Source organism: Nitrosomonas sp. Is79A3, from assembly GCF_000219585.1.
Taxonomy (GTDB): Bacteria; Pseudomonadota; Gammaproteobacteria; order Burkholderiales; family Nitrosomonadaceae; genus Nitrosomonas.
The window spans coordinates 3,736,161-3,757,612 of the sequence record NC_015731.1 but is presented as its reverse complement, the minus strand read 5'-3'; the positions used below and the strand labels follow the sequence as shown (position 1 = coordinate 3,757,612).

General features: G+C 47.1%; 19 protein-coding genes. 5 read left to right on the top strand and 14 right to left on the bottom strand.

The genetic code is table 11. From position 1 onward, the window contains the following. Positions 1 to 4: 4 nt before the first annotated feature. From NIT79A3_RS17490 to mraZ, 14 genes are read right to left on the bottom strand one after another with little or no spacing between them, the layout of a single operon-like run. On the bottom strand, positions 5 to 781 hold the full coding sequence (locus NIT79A3_RS17490) for a cell division protein FtsQ/DivIB (RefSeq protein WP_013967468.1): 777 nt from the start codon (positions 779 to 781) through the stop codon (positions 5 to 7). Further along, positions 771 to 1,688, bottom strand: coding sequence for a D-alanine--D-alanine ligase (locus NIT79A3_RS17485; RefSeq protein WP_013967467.1), 918 nt, complete (start codon positions 1,686 to 1,688; stop codon positions 771 to 773). The genes NIT79A3_RS17490 and NIT79A3_RS17485 overlap by 11 nt, the downstream gene beginning before the upstream one ends. Continuing rightward, complete coding sequence (murB, locus tag NIT79A3_RS17480) at positions 1,688 to 2,701, bottom strand: UDP-N-acetylmuramate dehydrogenase (protein WP_013967466.1); 1,014 nt, start codon at positions 2,699 to 2,701, stop codon at positions 1,688 to 1,690. The genes NIT79A3_RS17485 and murB overlap by 1 nt, the downstream gene beginning before the upstream one ends. Next, a complete protein-coding gene (murC, locus tag NIT79A3_RS17475) occupies positions 2,691 to 4,118 on the bottom strand; it encodes a UDP-N-acetylmuramate--L-alanine ligase (protein WP_013967465.1) in 1,428 nt (475 codons plus the stop codon). Before murC ends, murB begins: the two co-directional genes overlap by 11 nt. Further along, the gene (murG, locus tag NIT79A3_RS17470) at positions 4,108 to 5,199 is read right to left on the bottom strand and encodes an undecaprenyldiphospho-muramoylpentapeptide beta-N-acetylglucosaminyltransferase (protein ID WP_013967464.1); all 1,092 of its coding nucleotides are present in this window, start codon (positions 5,197 to 5,199) and stop codon (positions 4,108 to 4,110) included. The genes murC and murG overlap by 11 nt, the downstream gene beginning before the upstream one ends. Further along, positions 5,196 to 6,356 (bottom strand): putative lipid II flippase FtsW, encoded by a 1,161-nt coding sequence (ftsW, locus tag NIT79A3_RS17465; RefSeq protein WP_013967463.1) that lies wholly within the window; start codon positions 6,354 to 6,356, stop codon positions 5,196 to 5,198. The genes murG and ftsW overlap by 4 nt, the downstream gene beginning before the upstream one ends. Before the next feature lie 3 nt (positions 6,357 to 6,359). Beyond that, positions 6,360 to 7,775 (bottom strand): UDP-N-acetylmuramoyl-L-alanine--D-glutamate ligase, encoded by a 1,416-nt coding sequence (murD, locus tag NIT79A3_RS17460; RefSeq protein ID WP_041360404.1) that lies wholly within the window; start codon positions 7,773 to 7,775, stop codon positions 6,360 to 6,362. Continuing rightward, a complete protein-coding gene (gene mraY, locus NIT79A3_RS17455) occupies positions 7,772 to 8,857 on the bottom strand; it encodes a phospho-N-acetylmuramoyl-pentapeptide-transferase (RefSeq protein ID WP_013967461.1) in 1,086 nt (361 codons plus the stop codon). The genes murD and mraY overlap by 4 nt, the downstream gene beginning before the upstream one ends. Beyond that, entirely contained in the window at positions 8,848 to 10,251 is a 1,404-nt protein-coding gene (murF, locus tag NIT79A3_RS17450) for a UDP-N-acetylmuramoyl-tripeptide--D-alanyl-D-alanine ligase (RefSeq protein ID WP_013967460.1), read from the bottom strand. Before murF ends, mraY begins: the two co-directional genes overlap by 10 nt. Positions 10,252 to 10,253: 2 nt before the next feature. Next, positions 10,254 to 11,795 carry a UDP-N-acetylmuramoyl-L-alanyl-D-glutamate--2,6-diaminopimelate ligase gene (locus tag NIT79A3_RS17445; RefSeq protein ID WP_013967459.1) on the bottom strand — a complete coding sequence of 514 codons (1,542 nt, stop codon included), beginning with the start codon at positions 11,793 to 11,795 and terminating at the stop codon, positions 10,254 to 10,256. A 5-nt stretch (positions 11,796 to 11,800) separates the two neighbouring features. Next, a complete protein-coding gene (locus tag NIT79A3_RS17440; protein WP_013967458.1) occupies positions 11,801 to 13,531 on the bottom strand; it encodes a penicillin-binding transpeptidase domain-containing protein in 1,731 nt (576 codons plus the stop codon). Then, positions 13,528 to 13,830 carry a cell division protein FtsL gene (gene ftsL / locus NIT79A3_RS17435; protein WP_013967457.1) on the bottom strand — a complete coding sequence of 101 codons (303 nt, stop codon included), beginning with the start codon at positions 13,828 to 13,830 and terminating at the stop codon, positions 13,528 to 13,530. Before ftsL ends, NIT79A3_RS17440 begins: the two co-directional genes overlap by 4 nt. 4 nt (positions 13,831 to 13,834) lie before the next feature. Then, a complete protein-coding gene (gene rsmH, locus NIT79A3_RS17430; protein WP_013967456.1) occupies positions 13,835 to 14,773 on the bottom strand; it encodes a 16S rRNA (cytosine(1402)-N(4))-methyltransferase RsmH in 939 nt (312 codons plus the stop codon). A gap of 20 nt (positions 14,774 to 14,793) precedes the next feature. Next, positions 14,794 to 15,240, bottom strand: coding sequence for a division/cell wall cluster transcriptional repressor MraZ (mraZ, locus tag NIT79A3_RS17425; RefSeq protein ID WP_013967455.1), 447 nt, complete (start codon positions 15,238 to 15,240; stop codon positions 14,794 to 14,796). Between the two features lie 317 nt (positions 15,241 to 15,557). Between mraZ and NIT79A3_RS17420 the strand changes: the two genes are divergently transcribed. From NIT79A3_RS17420 to NIT79A3_RS17395, 5 genes are all read left to right on the top strand, one after another. Beyond that, positions 15,558 to 16,175, top strand: coding sequence for a DNA-3-methyladenine glycosylase (locus NIT79A3_RS17420; RefSeq protein ID WP_041361256.1), 618 nt, complete (start codon positions 15,558 to 15,560; stop codon positions 16,173 to 16,175). Positions 16,176 to 16,605: 430 nt separating this feature from the next. Then, entirely contained in the window at positions 16,606 to 18,333 is a 1,728-nt protein-coding gene (locus NIT79A3_RS17410) for a trypsin-like peptidase domain-containing protein (RefSeq protein ID WP_013967453.1), read from the top strand. A gap of 24 nt (positions 18,334 to 18,357) precedes the next feature. Continuing rightward, entirely contained in the window at positions 18,358 to 19,197 is an 840-nt protein-coding gene (locus NIT79A3_RS17405) for a Stp1/IreP family PP2C-type Ser/Thr phosphatase (protein WP_013967452.1), read from the top strand. Positions 19,198 to 19,225: 28 nt separating this feature from the next. After that, positions 19,226 to 20,569 (top strand): serine/threonine-protein kinase, encoded by a 1,344-nt coding sequence (locus tag NIT79A3_RS18060; protein ID WP_013967451.1) that lies wholly within the window; start codon positions 19,226 to 19,228, stop codon positions 20,567 to 20,569. A gap of 29 nt (positions 20,570 to 20,598) precedes the next feature. Then, positions 20,599 to 21,201 carry a hypothetical protein gene (locus NIT79A3_RS17395; protein ID WP_013967450.1) on the top strand — a complete coding sequence of 201 codons (603 nt, stop codon included), beginning with the start codon at positions 20,599 to 20,601 and terminating at the stop codon, positions 21,199 to 21,201. Positions 21,202 to 21,452 lie beyond the last annotated feature (251 nt).

Below are 21,452 nucleotides of genomic sequence, written 5' to 3'. Positions count from 1 at the left end.
GGTCTCACGTTTCTCTCCTCGTGCCGGATTTACGTGGTACATGCTGCATTACTTCAGGCATGCGAATAGCAAAACCATTTGGATAACGCAAATCGACATATGCCAACGGTTCTTGCTGATTTAGCCGAGCAATACTGTGGTTATATACTGAAACATAGCGAGTAAGTCTTTCCTCTACCTCATTGCGCCCTAACTCCAGTATTGTTCCGGTGTTTAGTTGAATACGCCAAGCATAGCGTGGAGTCAGATTTATCTCCGCAATATGCTGTTGTAATGGCACCAGTATTTTATTGAAACGCGCATATTGCAGCGCCACTTCGTGCGCACTGGCTTCATTGGGGCCTGTAAAAACAGGCAGATCCATTTCTACGCTAACCCGGAATACCTCGCCGTAAGTATTGACCAGTGCATGACTTCCCCAATAGGCCAATGCCTGATGCTCTTCCAGTATTACATTCAAACCATGGGGCCATTTTCTGTTTACTCTGGCATCACGAACCCAGGGTAATTTCGCAAATGCCTCTCGCACTTCAGTGAGATTGACCGAAATAAAGTTTCCTTCAATTTCATTTCTAACAAGTTGCTCGATCTGTTCATGAGTAATATTATGTAATTCCGTCTCATCTTTCTTTGCACCCTGAACAACCTGCACATTGATTTCTTTAATTGGGAATAAGGGCGGCTTGATAAGCTGTAAACTGATTGCATACAACACCGCTATCGCCACTAAGGCAAACAATATCTTTGCTAACAAATCCAAAGCGTGATGGTTATTCCACATGAGACAAATCCAATATTCTCAAAACCAGATCCTCAAACGAAATTCTGGCAGTTCTGGCTGCCATCGGTACCAGACTGTGGTTAGTCATTCCAGGCGAGGTGTTCGCTTCAAGAAAATAAAACTGATTGGTTTGACTTAAGATTAAATCAACTCTTCCCCAACCCTGACAACCCAATACCTGATAAGCCCGCAATGCCTGATTCTGTATTATCGACTCCAATTCATCCGGTAAGCCGCTGGGACAGAAGTACTTCGTTTCATTCGAGAAATACTTAGCCTGATAATCATAAAGCTCACCGGCAATTTCAATTCTCACAACTGGCAGCGATGTTTCTCCCAGAATAGCAACCGTCAATTCCGTTCCTGCAATAAATTCTTCAGCGAGTACCAAGGCATCGTGCTGCGCGGCCAATCGATACGCTTCTGCCAAATCCTGCTTGTGGTGCACTTTACTCAAACCAATCGTGGATCCTTCCCGTGCAGGTTTAACAATCAGCGGTAATCCCAAGGTTTCAGCGACTTGTTCAAAATTACTGTCAGCTTGCAACAATTCATAGCGCGGCGATTGGATGCCTGTCGCCTGCCAGATTAATTTGGTGCGCCATTTATCCATGGCCAGCGCGCTCGCCATGACACCACTGCCGGTATAAGGCAATCCCAGCCATTCCAGTACGCCCTGGATTGTGCCATCTTCACCAAAACGTCCGTGCAGTGCGATAAATGCTCTCTTGAAGTCTTGATGTACAAGTTCTTCCAATGCTTGTTCTGCCGGATCAAATGGATAAGCATCAACACCGCTTCTACGTAGCGCATCCAGCACCGCTTGCCCGCTTTGCAGTGATATTTCACGCTCTGCAGAACGGCCGCCGAGTAGAACTGCTACTTTGCCGAAGTTATGCGTTATCACTACGTAAGCCTCCTGGCATCGCCGATTATCCGGACTTCCTGGCGCAACTCGATAGCCGTTGCTTTCTTAACCCTGCTTTGCACCATCAGGATCAAGGCTTCAATATCCGATGCAGTGGCAGTTCCGGTATTGACAATAAAATTGGCATGTTTGGGGGAAACCATGGCACCGCCAATACGACATCCCTTCAAACCGCAGGCTTCAATTAAACGCGCTGCATAATCTCCCGGGGGGTTGCGAAATACTGAACCTGCGTTTGGTTGGTTGAGCGGTTGACTGTCAACGCGTTGCGCCAGCAATTGTTTAATGCGCTGCTGTGATTCTGCTTGCTCCCCATGCGGCAATCTGAAATACCCGCCGGCAAACCATTCTGGTTCAACCGTGCCGGTTAATTCGTGTTGCAGTTCTACGCTGCGATAGCCAATCGTGTACTCACCCGCTTGGCGAATAAAGACTCGTCCACTGTGATTGATAATCTGTGCCTGTGCAACAATTTCCCAAGCCTCTGATCCATAGCACCCGGCATTCATTGCCAGTGCGCCGCCCACTGTGCCGGGTATCCCTGCCAGGAACTCTGCGCCGGCCAGATTATGCCGGGCGGCAAATCGTGCAACTTTCGCACAGGCCACACCGGCGCCAGCATAAATGAGTCCGCCGGACTGATTCTGCTCAAGCAATCGCAAATCATTTAGTTGCGCATGCAGTGCTACCACCGTGCCGCGCAAACCGCCATCCCTAACCAATAAATTGCTGCCCAATCCGATGACAGTAATGGATTCATGTGGCGATACTTGCAGGAAATTTGCAAAATCATCCAAATCCGCCGGTACGTAATAGTGATCCGCATGTCCCCCGGCACGCCAGGAAGTATGCTTGCTCATGGATTCATGGGTACGCATCTCTCCACGCAGAACAGGCACACTCGCATTACCGGTCAAAAGTTCAGTTACTGACATGGCAAAACTTGTATTTGGCGACAAGTTGATCATTTCCCATTGATTCTCAGTATTCATAACCATTAACAACAATCAATTTATTCCCCATTTGGGCAATATGCGGTGCTACTTTTGCCACAGAACCAGCCCCCATCACCAGTACAACATCACCATCCTGCACAACATCCAGGATGGCAGCCGGTAAATCATCCACTTCTTCAATATAAATGGGCTCCACTTTTCCCTGCACGCGGATTGAGCGTGCCAATGATTTACTGTCCGCTGCAACGATAGGATCTTCACCCGCCGGATATACCTCTGTGAGCAACAACACATCAACTTGAGATAAAACCCGGGTGAAATCCTCAAATACATCTCGGGTACGTGTGTAGCGATGCGGCTGAAATGCCACTACCAATCGCCGGCCTGGAAAGGCGCCGCGAGCCGCTTTGATGGTTGCTTCCATTTCAGCCGGATGGTGGCCATAGTCATCAACAAGCGTAAAGCTCTTCTGTATCGATAATTTAATTTCTTCGTATAGCTGAAAACGCCTTTCCACTCCTTTGAATTCTGATAGCGCCTTGACAATCGCCACATCCGGCACACCGATTTCATTGGCAACCGCAATCGCCGCCAATGCATTCTGTATATTATGTAAGCCGGGTAAATTCAGCGTGATCTCCAGATTACGGGCTGAACCATTTACGCCAACCACCGCGGTAAATCGCATCTGATGATTGTCATGCTGAATGTTGATTGCGCGGACCTGCGCATCTTCGGACAACCCATACGTAGTAATAGGTTTCGTAATAGCCGGCATCACTTCTCGCACATTGGCATCATCCACACACACCACGGCCATCCCGTAAAAGGGCAGGTGCTGTACAAATTCTACAAATGTTTGCTTTAACCGGTTGAAGTCATGACCATAAGTTTCCATATGATCCGCATCGATATTTGTCACCACGGTCAGTACCGGCTGCAAATACAAAAACGAAGCATCCGATTCATCCGCTTCGACAACAATGAATTCACCGCTTCCTAATTTCGCGTGACAACCTGCCGCTTCCAGTTTTCCACCGATCACAAATGTCGGATCCATATCTGCCGCTGCCAGTATGCTGGCAATCAAACTGGTGGTAGTGGTTTTGCCATGTGTGCCAGCTATCGCTATGCCGCTGCGTAGCCTGAGCAATTCCGCCAGCATCAATGCACGCGGCACAACGGGAATATTCTTGTTTTTGGCTGCGATCACTTCAGGATTGTCCGGTTTGACCGCTGTCGAGATAACTACCACGTCTGCACCGGCTATCTGCTGGCTGGTATGCCCGGCATACACCTTTATACCCAGCCTGGCCAAGCGTTGAGTTACCTGATTATCCATCAAATCTGAGCCGCTGACCTGATAACCCAAATTAACGAAAACTTCAGCAATACCGCTCATCCCCGCGCCACCGATGCCGACAAAATGAATGTGTTTAACTTTATGCTTCATGCAGCGCTCCACTCAATTCAATACAGGCCTCAGCAACTATCCGGGTTGCTTCCGGTTTTGCCTGACTACGCGCAGCTATTGCCATAGCGAGCAATTTTTCCCGTGTCAAATTTGCCAGCAATTGCGCCAGATTTTGCGCAGTCAATTCACTTTGTGGTAATAATACGGCGGCGCCATGGCTAGAAAGAAATCTGGCATTACTGGTCTGATGGTCATCAACTGCATGCGGATACGGCACCAGTATGCTGGCGACGCCTGCTGCACTTAATTCTGCAATGGTCAGAGCACCGGCACGGCACAGCACCAGATCGCAGGCAGCGTAGCGTTTTGCCATATCATCGATAAATGCAATTACTTCTTCTTCCAGTTGTAGATCTGCATAAACTTTCTTAACCGACTCAGAATGTGCAGTGCCCGCTTGATGAACCACCGCTGGACGTAGATTTTCGGGTATCAATTTAAGTGCCTGTGGTACGACTGTATTTAAAATTTGCGCACCCAGACTACCGCCCACGATCAGCAACTGCAGTTTTCCTTCCCGTCCTTGGAAGCGTTTCTCAGGTGCTTCTATCGCCGAAATCTCGGAGCGTACCGGATTACCTGAACATACTGTTTTTTCTTGATCAGCCAGAATGATATCTGGGAAGCCCAGAAAAATTCTATCTGCCAGTTTCGCCAGAATTTTATTGGTTAATCCTGGCACCGAGTTCTGCTCATGAATGATCAGCGGTTTATTTAATAATGATGCCATCATGCCGCCGGGGAATGCCGGATAACCACCCATGCCTAGAACCACATTAGGTTTCACGCGCTGAATAATCCTGACACTTTGCCAGAACGCTTTGAGCAAGCGTAGCGGTAGCATTAACCAGGTAGCCAAACGCTTACCCCTTAACCCGGAAAAACTAATCACTTCAGTTTCATAGCCCTGTTGCGGTACCAGTTTTAATTCCATCCCTGCTTCAGTTCCTAGCCAAACGACGCGCCATCCGGCTTGCCGCAGATAATTGGCCACTGCCAATCCCGGAAACACATGTCCGCCTGTGCCACCTGCCATAATCAGAATGGTGTGCGTGCTCATACGTTAAGTCCCCGCAAACGCTGACGGTTTTCCCAATCAATCCGTAGTATTACTGCTAATGCAATACAATTTGCCGTGATACTGCTGCCGCCAAAACTTAACAATGGTAACGTTAACCCCTTGGTGGGCAAAACGCCCATATTGACACCCATATTGATCAATGCCTGTACACCGATCCAGATACCAATTCCTTGCGCTACCAATGCCGAAAAAGTGTTACCCAGTTTTGCCGCCAGCCTGCCGATGACAAAAGTGCGCATGATGAGCCAAATAAATAATAGGATAACTGCAGCCACCCCAACAAACCCAAGCTCTTCCGCCAGTACCGAAAGTAAGAAATCAGTGTGCGCTTCAGGCAAATAGAATAGTTTTTCGACACTGCCTCCCAAACCGACACCAAACCATTCCCCGCGTCCAAATGCTATGAGTGCATGACTCAACTGATAGCCTTTTCCATAGGGATCCGCCCAGGGATCCATAAATGCAACTACTCGAGCCATCCGGTATTCTGAACTCAAAATTAGTTCGTACAAACCAATTGCCAGAATACCGATCAGCGCAATGAATATTTTTAAACTGACGCCACCCATAAACAGGATAGACATAACCAGCGCGGTCACTACAAAAAATGCGCCGAAATCGGGTTCCAGTAACAATAAAAATCCCACGATCGATAGCACTACTGTGATTGGAAGAAACCCTTTCAGGAAAGAATTTAAATCGGCTGCCTTGCGGCTGACATAGTCAGCGGCGTACATCACCATGAAAAGTTTCACAAATTCAGAAGGTTGAATATTCACCACATAAAGTGAAATCCAGCGCTGGCTGCCATTAACTTCATGACCAATACCGGGAACCAGAACCAGTGCCAGCAGCAAGACACTGATCATAAACAAATAGGTGACATATTTCTGCCATATCCGCATAGGCACCTGAAAGGTAACCAATCCCAATAGCAAACCGACAGCCAGGTAAGCACTATGCCGCAACAAATAATAACTGGCGCGGTCGGCACCAAATTGTGCTTCTGCAATCGCAATGGAGGCTGAATAGATCATGATCAATCCAATACTTAACAACAGCACAACCGACCAGACCAGCGCCTGATCAAAATCGGCCAGAACTCTTTGCTTCTGATTGTTTGCTTGATAGATCATCAGTTAATGTTTTTTCTGTCCAAAACTAAAGAATTTGTTCTCAATATCTCTGACGGCTGCGACGAATACTTCTGCGCGGTGTATATAATTTCTAAACATATCGAAGCTGGCACAGGCGGGGGACAGTAATACCACATCTCCCGCTTGTGCCAGCAAAAAGCTTTTCTGCATGGCTTCTTCCATCGTAACTGCAAAATGTAACGGAACGCCGCAATCTTTCAATTCGCCAGCAATGATTTTCGCATCACGACCAATCAGAACTACTGCCCGGGCATTATTGGCAACCGCCTGCTTCATATGTGAGAAATCCTGCCCCTTTCCATCTCCACCGGCAATTAATATGACATTTTGCTTCATACCGTTTAATGCGGCCACCGTTGCGCCGACATTCGTGCTTTTGGAATCATCATAAAAAGTAACGCCATTAAACGCAGCAACCTTTTCCATCCGGTGCGGTAATCCACGAAATTCCAGTAGCGCTGACAACAGCGGATCCATCGATACGCCTAATGCGCGGCACAGGGCCAATGCCGCCAGCGCATTGATTGCATTATGCAAACCATTGACAACCAGCTCGGAGGTTTTCATTAATTGCAAATCTCCTTCCATCAACCACAAATCATCTCCATCGTGGATGATGCCAAAATCGGTTTGCGTAGGAGGTTCATCCAAACCAAAAGTAATTTGCTTCCTGCCTGCCAATGCCATGGCACAGACACCCGGATCATTGCGGTTTAAAATCTGTATGCCTTCACCGCGCTTTTCATGTAAAAAAACTCTTGCTTTTGCTGCCACATAATCTTGCATACTGGGATAGCGATCTAAATGATCTTCACTCAAATTAAGCACTGTAGCCACATCGGCATTTAGATTATGAGTTGTTTCCAATTGAAAGCTGGATGTTTCCAAAACCCATGCCTGCGGCCAATTACCTGCATCCATTTGTTGCATGAGCGCATTTAAAACGGCTGGGCCAATATTCCCGGCTACTTCTACGTTCCAGCCTGACTTCTTCAACATAGCGCCGACCATTGCGGTGACCGTTGTTTTGCCATTCGAACCGGTAATAGCCACAACCTTGGGCTTTGGCAAGCCACTTTGCTCGAGTGCCCAGGTAAAAAGAACCATATCACCGATCACGGGTATGCCACGCTGAACGGCTTGTTGCACAAAAGGATCCGCCAATGGAACACCAGGACTGATGGCAATCATTTCGATGCCGTCAAAAATTTTGCCTTCAAATTTTCCTTTGTACGCCTTTACAGTTGGATGTATTTCCATGATTTCTTTCCAGTGCGGCGGCTCCAAACGGCTATCTGCAGCCCGTACTGTTGCGCCCTGACGAACTAACCATTTCGCCATGGACAAACCCGTTTCGCCCATTCCTAGCACCAGTACTGTTTTACCTTGCAAAATCATCTTAATTTTAATGTTGATAATCCAATTAACACCAAGATGATGGTAATAATCCAAAATCTAACCACCACCTGATTTTCTTTCCAGCCTTTTAATTCAAAATGATGATGCAATGGCGCCATGCGAAAAACGCGCTTGCCCAGCAATTTGAATGATACTACCTGTAACATCACGGACAGCGCTTCCACCACAAAAACACCGCCCATAATGACTAGCACAATCTCCTGGCGGACTATGACGGTAACGATCCCCAATGCAGCACCTAAAGCCAACGCACCCACATCGCCCATGAATACTTCGGCGGGATAGGCGTTAAACCACAAAAAGGCAAGCCCTGCGCCTGCCATGGCACCACAAAACACGGATAATTCTCCCGCATTGGGGATATAGGGAATTCCCAGATACTTTGCAAATACGACATGCCCAGCTACATAGGCAAAAACAGCCAGTGCGCTGCTGATCATGACAGTCGGCATAATGGCTAAACCGTCCAGCCCATCGGTAAGATTTACTGCATTGCTGGTGCCGACAATAACAAAATAGGTCAATATCACAAACCCTGTGACTCCCAATGGAATTGCTACTTCCTTGAAGAATGGCACGATCATATCCGTTTGCGCCGGTATTTCGGCAGTTGAAGCCAGATATAGCGCAACGGCAATGGCAATCAACGATTGCCAAAAGAATTTGACCCTTGCAGAGAGCCCCTTTGGATTGCGGTGGACTACTTTCCGGTAGTCGTCTACCCAACCAATTGCACCAAATCCCAGAGTAGTCAGCAACACTACCCAGATGTACGGATTGCCTAAATCAGACCATAACAAGGTAGTGAGTACAATGGACATCAGAATCAAGGCGCCGCCCATCGTCGGTGTGCCCATTTTCACAAGATGCGTTTGTGGACCATCATCACGCACGGATTGGCCAATTTTGTAGGCAGTCAACTTGCGTATCATCGTCGGGCCAATAATGAAAGAAATAATCAATGCCGTCAGAGCAGCCAACATAGTACGTAAGGTAATATAATTAAACACATTGAAAGCGCGGATATCCTGGGCCAGCCATTGGGAAAGCGTCAGCAGCATGGAAACCTCTTGGGTTGTTCCAGTTGCCGGACCACTCGTTCCATATGCATAAAACGCGACCCTTTCACCAGCAGAGTGACATCATCGGCAAGCAAACTTTCGGTCGCATTGAGCAATTCATCGATAGTTTTAAAATGCTGCCCGCCTTTACCAAATTCCTCCGTTGCGTAAGCGCTAAGTTCACCCAAAGTTAGTAATTGATCGAGTCCTGCATTGCGCGCGTCTCTTCCGATTGTGCGATGTAAATCGATGGCTGATTTGCCCAGTTCTCCCATATCGCCGAGCACCAGTATTTTTTTCCCTCCGGTTGCGGCCAGGACAGCCAGAGCAGCACGCACCGACTCCGGATTTGCGTTGTAGGTATCATCGATTAATAGTGCGTGATGCAGTCCCTGCTTTTTTTGCATCCGTCCCTGCACACTTCGAAATTGTTCTAAACCAGCTGCAATCATTTCTTTACTGATGCCCAGTGCACTGGCTGCGGCTGCCGCCGCCAGTGCGTTATAGACGTTATGCACGCCGGGTGCCTGTAACTTTAATTCGACGACACCATCCGGCAATTTCAAGCGGATTTTATTGACCAGTAAATCGACCTGATACTCGGCGCTTACTTGCGCTTTTTCCCGCAAACCAAAATCGACTATTTTACGTGTACCGGCACATTCACGCCACAATGTCGCATACTGGTCATCCGCATTAATAACAGCCGTTCCTTGCTGATCGAGTCCTGTAAATATTTCAGCTTTGGCACGTGCTACTGCTTCGACCGAACCTAACCCTTCAATATGCGCAGCGCCTGCATTGGTAATCAGTGCAATGCCGGGCTTTACTAATTGTGTCAAATAGGCAATCTCGCCAACATGATTCATGCCCATTTCAATCACCGCATAGCGATACTGCTGCCGCAACCGCAATAACATCTGTGGCACACCGATGTCGTTATTCAGATTACCTTCGGTTGCCAATACATAATCCGTCTTTTCATTGACTTCTGCTTTGCTGTTTGCTGCCGCCTGACGTAGTATCGCTGCAATCATTTCCTTGACTGTAGTCTTGCCGTTACTGCCCGTGACTCCAATCACCGGTAGCGCAAAACGGCTTCTCCAGTGCGCCGCCAATTGCCCCAATCCCAATCTCGTATCCTTGACACGAATCAAGGGAAGCCCGGCTGGCAGGTCATTGCCATCAACTGCTTGTTGGATCATCGCGGCAACGGCACCTTTCTCCGCAGCGCTATCAACAAATCTGCTGCCATCAAATTTTTCCCCGGTTAAAGCTACGAATAAATCACCTTCCCTAAGTGTGCGGCTATCCGTGCTCACCCCGGTAAATAGCACATCCTCTCCGCGCCAGTCGGCGTGCAATACGTCAGCAGCTTCCTTAACCGTCATCATGATCACACTCGCACTTTCATGGTTAAATCCTTCAGCACTTGCTGCACAACGTCGGCATCGTTAAGAGGAATTTTCTGTCCTTTTATTTCTTGAAATTTTTCATGGCCTTTACCCGCGATCAGAACAATATCGCCGGGTTGGGCATTATCGATTGCCTGATAAATGGCTAACGTCCGATCGACCTCTATCTGATAATTCTTGGCGCTTGCGCCAGCAACAATATCTTTAATAATGCTCAGCGGATCTTCCATACGCGGATTGTCGCTGGTAAAAATGACTTCATCCGCCAGGCGTGTCGCCACTTCACCGACCATCGCACGCTTGCCTTTGTCGCGATCACCGCCACAGCCCACAACACAAAACAAACGCGCATTTTGTCCGGCTGCGCCTTTATTTTGGCTGGCATTGCGCGAAAGTTCACGCAATGTGCACAGCACTTTTTCCAATGCATCGGGCGTGTGTGCGTAGTCCACGATAATAATAGGCTGGTCAACCCCTTCGTATTTTTCCATCCGGCCCGGAATGGGTTGTACGCTTTGAAGTGACCGGATAGCATCCGGTAAACGAATTCCACTTGCCAACAAAGTTGCAACGACAGCCAGCAAGTTTGATGCATTGAATTTACCCAGCAAACCAATTCTCAAATGTTCGTGATTATCCTCATATTCAATATCGAACTCCATACCCTGGATATCAACCTTGAGATTTGAACCATAGACCATTTTAAATTGATTAGAATAGCGTTCTTCCGGATAACGAAATCCATAGCCGATGGTTCTAATCGATTTATTAGCGAGCTGACGCGATAACTCAACACCCAGTACATCATCCATATTGATGACCGCATACTTTAATTCCGGCCAAAAAAACAAGCGTGCTTTGGCGGCAGCATAACTATCCATATCCTGGTGATAATCCAGGTGATCACGCGATAAATTAGTCAGTACAGCAATTGCGAGCGTTGTTCCGTTGAGCCGCCCTTGCACCAGGCCGTGTGAAGATACTTCCATTGCTACACTCTGCGCACCTTGTTCGACAAATTTTGCCAGCGAGCGCTGCAGCACTGTGGCTTCGGGTGTTGTATTTTCAGCAATCTCCAATTCGCCGCTAAAACCATTTCCCAATGTCCCCAGCACGGCCGTTTTCTTATCCAGGCTTGTCATGGCTTGTGCGTACCAATGACTGCAGGATGTTTTTCCGTTGGTTCCGGTAATTCCGACCATCCATAATTTTTGTGATGGATTACCATAAACATAACTGGCTATCAGCCCTGCTTTAGCCCGCAATTCATTGATCGCCAATGCAGGGATATGCCATTCCGGATCCCATGAAAAATTTTGCGGATCCCAGAGAACGGCATTGGCACCGGCAGCGATTGCCTGCGGGATAAATTTGCGCCCGTCAGTCACTTCACCTGCATAGGCTAGAAACGTATCACCGCGTTTTATCAGGCGGCTATCCGTGACGAGATTCTCAATAGGAACCCCGATCTCATCCAGAAGATGATTATCAAATAATTTTGATGCTTTCTTTTTGACAGTCATCAAACTCATCCTTCTTCATCCATCTCGGGTGTTGCTGTAAAGGTAACTACATTATTGGCAGGCGCATCGGGTGGAATATTCATAATGCGTAAAGCGCCTGACATTACCTTGTTAAAGACTGGTGCAGCCACAGCGCCCCCAAAATATTTTCCTGCGGAGGGCTCATCGATCATCACCGCAATGATCAAGCGGGGATTTGATGCGGGCGCATAGCCCACAAAAGTTGAAATATAGCGCTTATTGGCGTACTGACCATCGATCAGTTTATGTGCCGTCCCCGTTTTACCGGCAACGCGGTAGCCACTAATCTGCGCCAATGGCGCCGTGCCACCGGGCTTGGTTGCCATTTCCAGCATACGGCTCATCGCCAACGCAGTATGACGTGAGATCACGCGTTGCCCCATGACGGGCATCGTTTGCTTCAACAACGAGATGGGTTTTAATTCGCCCCCGCTCGCAAAGATTGTATAGGCGCGGGCTAATTGCATCAGACTGGTTGAGATACCATGACCATATGACATAGTGGCTTGTTCAATCGTGCGCCATTTATTATAGGGCCGCAGTATTCCGCTGGCTTCTCCGGGAAAACCCGAGTTCGTTAGCATGCCAAACCCGGAACGATTAAACATCTCCCACATTGTTTGCGACTCAAGTGACAAAGCTATTTTTGCCGTCCCGACATTACTCGATTGTTGGATTACCTGGGCAACAGTCAATTCCCCCTTATTACTGACATCCCGTATGGTTTTTCTGCCCACTTGCAGCGTTCCTGGCGATGTCTGCATGAGCGTATCCGCATTGACTTTTCCCACTTCCAGTGCGATTGCCACAGTAAATGGCTTTAGTGTGGAGCCTGGTTCGAAAGTATCAATCAATGCGCGATTGCGAATTCTTTCATTATTGATCGTTGATCTTCGGTTTGGGTTATAAGCCGGTAAATTGGTCAACGCCAGAATTTCTCCCGTCTGCGCATCCAGCACAACAACGCTGCCAGCCTTGGCTTTGTTGATTTTTACCGCGTCTTTTAATTCGACATGCGCACGATACTGAATTCTTCTATCGATTGACAAAACCAGATCCTGGCCTGGTTTGGGCGTGCGAATATTTTCAATATCTTCAATGATGCGCCCTTTGTTATCTTTAATAACACGACGGCTACCCAACTCACCAGCGAGTGTTTCCTGCCAACCCCGTTCGACACCTTCTTGACCTTCGTCGTTAATATCAGTAAAACCCAGGACATGCGCGGCAAACTCACTTTCCGGATAGTATCGCTTGGATTCGCTGCTTAAAAAAATACCCGGAATCTTTAACTTCATGATCTTCTCGGCGGTATCCGGAACCACTTGCCGTTTTAGATAAACAAAACGGCTGTTCTCTCTTTTAATCCGGTCATCTATTTCAGCCATACTGGTTTCAAGTAAGCCAGATAACTGTTTTAGCTGATCGGGGGTGATCTTTACCACTTTCGGATCGGCATATACCGATGCGATCGGTGAGCTGATCGCCAGGATTTGTCCATTCCGGTCTGTAATCATTCCTCGGTCTGCATTCATTTCTACAACCCGGCTATAGCGCAATTCTCCCTTCTGCTGCAAAAAATCATGGTGCATTCCCTGCAAGTAGGCCGCACGTCCTGCCAAACTGACTAAACCCAGCACCAGTAAACTGAGCAATAGGATTGAGCGCCATGCCGATAATTTGATTTGCGGTATCTCGGGTTTTATTTTTATCATGGTTCAAGGCTTTTCGGACTTAACCGATCCTCGGCATTGCTGATCGAAACAATTTGTATACTGGAGGCCACTGGCACAGTCATATTCAAATTTTCTTTCGCAATCTGTTCGATGCGTCCGTGCATAATCAGTGTGCTTTGCTCCAGTTGCAATCTTCCCCATTCCACTTCCAGTTTCCGCTCTATTCCTTTTTCGTTCTCCAGTGCCATAAAAAGCTTGCGGGCTGTATGCTGCGAGGTCACCACGCCCAATGCGCAAGCAATCAACACAAAAATAAAGAAAATGTTCAGTTTGAACATTCGATTACCCGTTTAATGTCATTCTTTCGGCCACCCGCATTACCGCACTCCTTGACCGTACATTCTCTGCCACTTCCAGCTTGCCCGGACGAACTGCTTTGCCAATCACGCGCAATGTCTGTTTACTGAACCGTTGCAGCTCCTTCTCCCGCAGCGGTACGCCACGCGGAAGTTCGTCCGTACTGGCTCCTGCTCGCATAAACTGTTTGACCATGCGATCTTCCAAAGAATGAAAACTGATGACCACCAACCTTCCTCCCGGATTTAATAATTCAACGCACTGCGGCAAAACTAGCGACAGCTCCTCAAGCTCCTGATTGAGATAAATCCGTATCGCCTGAAAAGCGCGCGTCGCCGGATGCCGCATATTTTCCCGCTGGCGCGGACGAATGACCGCGGCGATAATCTCGGCAAGTTGCAATGTGGTAACAATAGGCTGCCGCGTTCTTGCCATAATAATCGCTCTTGCAATCTGCCTAGCAAACCGTTCTTCGCCATATTCTTTTATCACCCATTCCAGTTGATCTTCGGTAACCGTTGCCAGCCACTCTGCCGCAGTCTGCCCGCTACTTGTATCCATGCGCATATCGAGCGGTCCTGCAGAACGAAAGCTAAATCCGCGTGAAATTTCTTCCAATTGCGGTGAAGACACTCCCAAATCCAGTAACACCCCATCAATCTTTGTGATACCCATTTCCTGCAAAATCTGCCGCATTCCGGAAAAACTGCTATGCCGGATACAAAATCGCTTGTCTGCAATCGCTTCGCCTGATTTAACTGCAGCAGGATCTCGATCCAAGGCGATTAACCGGCCCTGCTCACCCAGTCGCGACAGTATCAAGCGGCTATGTCCGCCACGCCCAAACGTTGCATCCACATAGACACCATCCGGTTTTATCGCCAATGCATCGACCGCTTCCTGCAACAACACTGCAATGTGCATCTGCGCGATTTACCGCTTTATCACAGGGAAAAGCCATCCAGCTCAGGCGGCATATCGCCATCCTTGAAAGCCAATGTATTTTCTATCTGTAAATTCCATTGCGTTTCATCCCACAATTCAAATTTTGCGCCTTGACCAACCAAAACCACATCTTTGGACAAACCAGCAAACTGTCTCAGTGGCGGCGACACCAGAATACGGCCGGCAGCATCCATCTCGACATCGCAGGCATTACCCACCAGCAACCTTTGTAAGTTGCGAGTTTTGGATTCAAAACTGGAAAGATTATTGAGTTTTTGTTCTATCGGTTCCCAGGCTGGCTGAGGATAAATCAACAAACACTTTGAAGGATCAACAGTGACTATCAAGTGTCCTGTGCAGGAAGACATCAGTTCGCCACGGTATCTTGCGGGTATCGCAAGCCTACCTTTTGCATCCAGACTGAGCTGCGTGATGCCACGGAACATGCTGTCTCCTTTCATAAAGGGAAAATTAATCGAGGTCCACCAAATTTTCCCACATTCTCCCACCAGACCCCACTTTAATCAAAAAATAGACGATAGTCAAGCAAGAATTGGGAAGTTTATAGTTATATGACAAAGACTTAATGGGAAAGCCGGTTGCAATCCAATAAGCAATAAAATGTTCAAATAAATAAGAGAGATAGAAGAAATACTCAATGTGAATTGTTAATTTCAATTTGAGAATGACTCTAAACAAGCTTGTTTTACCACCGGAAAAATTGCACACTCTCTGCGTTCAACAATCCCACTTCGGCAAAGAGATGACGCCGTTATACTGGACACAAGCGATACAGGAACTGGCTGCATGCGATAAAGTCATGCATCAGTTAATCCGGCAATTTGAAGATGCTACGCTCACTTCACGCGGCTGTGCTTTCACCACCCTGGCGCGCTCCATCGTCGGACAGCAGATTTCCGTCAAAGCTGCCGAAAGCGTCTGGCAGAAAGTAATCCGCGCCATTCCGGACATGACGCCGCACACGATTGCTGCAGTGGAACAGGATTTATTGCGCGCCTGCGGATTGTCCGCAAGAAAAATAACTTACTTGCAGGATTTGTCGCGGCACTTTATCGAAGAAAGTTTGAATGAAACTATTTGGATAGAAATGGATGATGAAGCCATCATCCAACAACTTACTGAAGTGAAAGGCATAGGACGCTGGACTGCGGAAATGTTTTTGATTTTTCACCTGCAGCGCCCGGATGTGCTGCCGCTGGACGATATCGGATTGCAACGCGCGATCAGTCAACACTATTATGACAAGCAACCGGTAGACAAAAAAACCATGCTCGAACTCGCCAAACCCTGGCAACCCTGGCGCTCGGTGGCTACGTGGTATTTGTGGCGCAGTTTGGATCCTGTGCCGGTTGAATATTGATAGTACACACAAAAGCAAAAAAGAATCCGATCGTATCTTTTGTTGACCATAAACCGGCAAATTCTCTGCTGCTGTATGTAACACAAAAATCCCAGAAAAATATCGAAACACAGAAGCATTCAGCAAGTCGTGAAAAACTCTATTTAAATTATAAAATCAAATGCTTTTCTAAAATTAGCAGCTTTATTTTGAGTTTACTGCTGTTAACATAATGGGTTATGATATTGACCGTAATTGGATTAAGGAAATGCTGGTTAAGTCCGTTCACACGCTCCCTTTGACAAATTAAGAGTGAACGGTAAAGAGTTGATGGCTTTCGTGGCAAGTCTGCCGCGCCATAAATGTACTCGGCTTGTTCAGTGTCTCCTTAATGCCATGCCGCTTTCACATTGTGAATCTGACACGAATCTTAGTCAACAAGGGAAAATCAATGCAAAAAATAATCATAAAGCACCTGACGGGTACAAAAGCTAATCAGACTGAAAGTTTTGAATTGCCGTTTGATGCCATCACTTTCGGACGAAACACCAATTGTCAGGTGAATTATGATCCTGAAAAAGAAGATTTGGTCAGCCGGAATCATTTAAAAATAACCCCTCAGGGTGAAGATACTTTTTTACTGACCGATTTAAACAGCAGCAATGGAACCTTTGTCAATGATAAGCAAGTAACCGAGCCGGTAACCTTGAATGCCGGAGATACTGTGCAATTGGGTAAAGGCGGCCCTAAATTCATTTTTGAGCTAGATCCGCCTCCAGCTGCAAAGAAAACCCGCGAAGCGGGAAGTTTCTCGGATTCAAAATCAACACGTGAAAATGAACGCCAAGCACAATCTGGAGAAACGCGTACCAAAACAGCTGAGCCTAAAAAACAGGGCATCGGTCATGAAACATTAGAACGCCGGATTCATGAAACTGAAACAACAACCCGGCGCAAAATGATTAATATCAGCGTAGGAATATTTACGGTCATAGCGCTTGTCGTAGGTTATTTTGTATATCAAGGCCAAGTTGATAAGCAAGAAATGCTTAATACAGTCGGTTCGAGCTTGACTGCAGTAAAATCTGATCAGGATAAGCAACTTGCAGAAATGAAAGCTAGCGCACCAATGTCTGCAGCAGATATATCTCGCTTATATGGTTCATCCACCGTTTTAATTGAAACCAGTTGGAAGTTGATTCATGTTCAAACGGGTAAGCAGATTGGTCATAAAAAAGATTGCCATCGTAATTCCAAGAATGCTTGTATTACTGATCCAAAAGAGCCGTTGCCTGTCTATATATATATTGCTGATAATGACAGTATCGAACCCTTTCTGGATTTGGAATCAGATACTCCTATTGGAGGAAGTAGCATTGGTAGTGGTTTTGTCGTCCAGGAGAATGGTTTTATTTTGACGAACCGCCATGTTGCTACAGGCTGGCATACCAGCTATACCAAATTGCCGTTGCCCGGCATAATCCGGAGATGCGCGGATAACGGCTGTAAAGATGACAAGCAACTTGCTGATAAGGAGCATACTTTGGTTAAAAAGTCGCTATCTAAATGGGTACCGATAGATTCTAAAATGTTAGGTGGAAAGCTTCTACAAGGTAAAAATGCAGAAGGACGGAATGATTACCTTGATATCACTTTTCCAAGAACAAATCTGAGGGTTCCTGCGCGTCTGGCGCGTATCTCCGATACTGCAGATGTTGCTCTTATTAAAGTGGATGTTCCGCAAGCGTTGCATTTTGTACAGATGGATGCAACCACCCCTGTATCAGCGGGGGAACAAATCACAGTTATGGGTTATCCAGAAATTTCACCTAATCTGTTCGTCAAAGTTGATTCACAGGATCCCTTTAACCGCAAAGGAGAAGTACGTATCATACCTGAACCCACAATAACCACTGGTAATATAGGCAAGGTGTTAAATAGCTCGGCAAATATAACTTCGGACTCAATCAGTGTATATATAAGCGAGATGGGCGATGCTTATCAATTGACTGTTAACGCAACTGGCGCTGGCAACAGCGGTGGTCCAGTATTTAATGACAAAGGGCGTGTTATCGGGATATTTACATCAATGAAACAAGAGCAAGGCACTATAATTACTTTTGCTGTACCAATTGCACATGGATTGGATATTATGGGAATTCAAAAGGCTATCGAATAAGTCGCACCGAGTTTACCCGGTATCATGTGGAAAAGTTTTTTAAGAAAAATTGCCCGATTCAGTGTGGTCAAGCCTGAGCCGATTTCCTATCAACTGGAAATCGGCTCATTAACTGACACAGGCCGCAGCAGACCTGTTAACCAGGATTATATCGGTCTTTTTCATTCTTCCGGCAAGCGTGACTTTATTGCTGTCGTGGCGGATGGCATGGGTGGACATCAGGCGGGAGATATTGCCAGCCGCCTGGCAGTAGAGGAAATTCAACACAACTTTTTTATCCAGATAGAGCGACAATCTCCTGAACGAGCTTTGCGCCGGGTTTTTGAGGCCGCCAATTCCACCATCTATGCACACGCTCAGCATTCTCCCGAATATCAGGGCATGGGAACAACGCTGGTTGCGCTGGCTCTCTATGAATCGGCGGCTTATTTTGCTTATACGGGAGATAGCCGGATTTATCTCGTGCGGGAAAATGAGATAAAGCAACTGACAAAGGACCATACCCTGGTTGCGGAAATGCTGCGGCAAGGGTTGATTGATCAGAATCAAGCAAAAAACCACCCGGATAGAAATATTATTACGCACGCAGTTGGCACGCGGAAAGAAGTTTTTGTAGACACTTCTGACTCACCAATACCGCTACAAATCGGCGATTGTTTTTTGCTCTGCTCGGATGGGCTGTACGATCTGGTGGATGAAACGGAAATGATTCATCAAGTAGTCACCCATGCGGCACAACCAGCGTGTCAGGAATTAGTACGGTTGGCAAATGGCAGGGGGGGGCATGACAATATTTCAGTGATTATTGTAAAAATCCTGAAAATGCCTGCAGACAATAAAAAAATGCCCATTACCCGGGTGTAAAAATTCTTAATTATTAAAAAATACAACCATGGATCAAATTGATAATTACAAAATCATCGAAAAAATCGGCGAAGGTGGCATGGGAGAGGTTTACAAAGGCATCGACACCATGCTGGAGCGCGAAGTCGCCATTAAACTGATGCGCCCGGAACTGATTAACCGCCAGGAAATTGTAGACCGTTTCAAATCAGAAGCCGTAGCCACAGGCCGGTTGAATCATTCCAATATTACAACCCTTTATAATTTCGGCCAGACACAGAATCAGTATTATATGGCGCTGGAATTTGTTAGAGGCGAAACACTGGAAAGCATCATAAAGAAACGCGGTGCACTCCCTTGGCGCGAAGCCCTGAATTATGCGGTTGCAGCTTTGGAAGGCCTGGAATACGCGCATCAATTAAAAGTTGTCCATCGTGACTTAAAACCCAGCAACATTATGGTCAATGAACAGGACAACATTAAAATCATGGATTTTGGCATTGCCAGAATTTTGGGAAAAGCGCGCCTGACAAAAACCGGGAATTTTATTGGCACAGTGGAATACACGCCGCCTGAACAGATTCAGGGAAAAGAAGGCGATGCGCGCTCGGATATTTACTCTCTGAGCGCAGTCCTGTATGAAATGTTGACTGGGCGCGCGCTGTTCAAAGGCGATACCGAATTCGAGTTAATGAACGCGCAAATCAAAGAAAAACCAACATCTCCGCGCCAATTTAATCAGGAAATCCCGGCCAGGCTGGAAAAAATCGTGTTAAAGGCATTGGAAAAAGATCCCGAAAAGCGATTCTTCAGCGCGCGGGAGTTCGGTCAAGCTTTGCGCAACGTGGCGCTGACCGAAAAAGATCCGGAACCGACCGGAGAAAATTTTTTCATGCTTTTTGCAAGAAATTATCCGGTCGTGATGATCGCTGCTGCGCTTCTGGTTCCCGCAGGAGGCTATGTCTTCTGGCAAATGGATATGACAGAACCATCACAAGTTGCACCTGTGGCATCAGCTCCGGCTCCAGCACCACAAATGGTTAATCTGCCACCAGCAGAAACGCAACCGGCCAATCAACTTCCGGAAGCCAGTAGCCAGCCGGTTGCTGTCAGGGTACCTGCACAGCCCATCCAACAAGAAACCAGACTTCCGCAGATTGAGTTCCCGGTAGAAAAGCCTGCTGCGCTAGGACCTTTTGAATCGGAAGTGCCTGACCAAGTAGAAAAACCAAAAACCAAAAATAAGGAACCGGTCCGGACGGCCGACAAAACAACACAAGCGCCGTCAAAACCATCCGGCAGTCAAAAAGAACCCAGTCAAAATAAGGCATCGGCAACTGATGAAGATCCTGATATAGACGACTGGGCAATAGATTTTTTCAACAAAAAATAAATTAATAATCAACCAATAAGGAGAGAATAATGCGGAAGTTCATTACGATCATCACCTTGATGACATTTATGCTAAGCGGCTGCGCGAATATGACCAAAGAACAGCAGGCCATGATGGGCAGTAGCTTAGGCGCGCTAGCAGGCGCAGGAATAGGCGCAGCAATTGGCGGCGGGCAGGGCGCGGCAATTGGCGCAGGTCTGGGGGCACTCGCCGGCGGGGCGGCAGCTTATGCATTCGCCAGCGACCCATTCACGCAATCCGTCAATCAGCAGTCTGAAACCTGGAAAAAACAGACTGGCGTACAACCGGAAGCGGTCAAAGTTTCTGAGGTCGTCGAGAATGGCGAGCAAAAGCAGCAGATTGACGTGCAGAAAATGGCGCTCTCCAGCGACACAATGGTCGTCAATAATCGCCTCTCCCCCATGGTTAAGCAGCAATTAACCATCGCAAAACAAGAATCGGAAAAAAACAATGGAATGGTTCAAGTTCTTTTTCCACCCAATACACCGCCGTTGGTGGTGCAGGATATCCTCAGCACAGGCGTCAGCATAGCGCAGGATGACACGCTCAAAGATGGTTATGTGATACTGCTGGCCAGAAGCAGAAGCGACTTGAGTACAGTCAAGATTTAAATAGTTCCAGATGTCAGATAGTTAAGGAAATTCTGATTAAGTTGATTACACTCGTGGTTCGATACGCTCACCACGAACGTAATCAATATATTACTGTTCGTCCTTAGTTAGTTTGTTGAAGGATCTAATTAGTGGTTCCTTAACCATCTGGCATCGATTTTATTGCCATTCACACCATTTGCCATGACAAAATTCCGACATGCAAATGAGAAACTCAAAAGGCGAGCTATCAATCGCCCCGCAAATTTCGA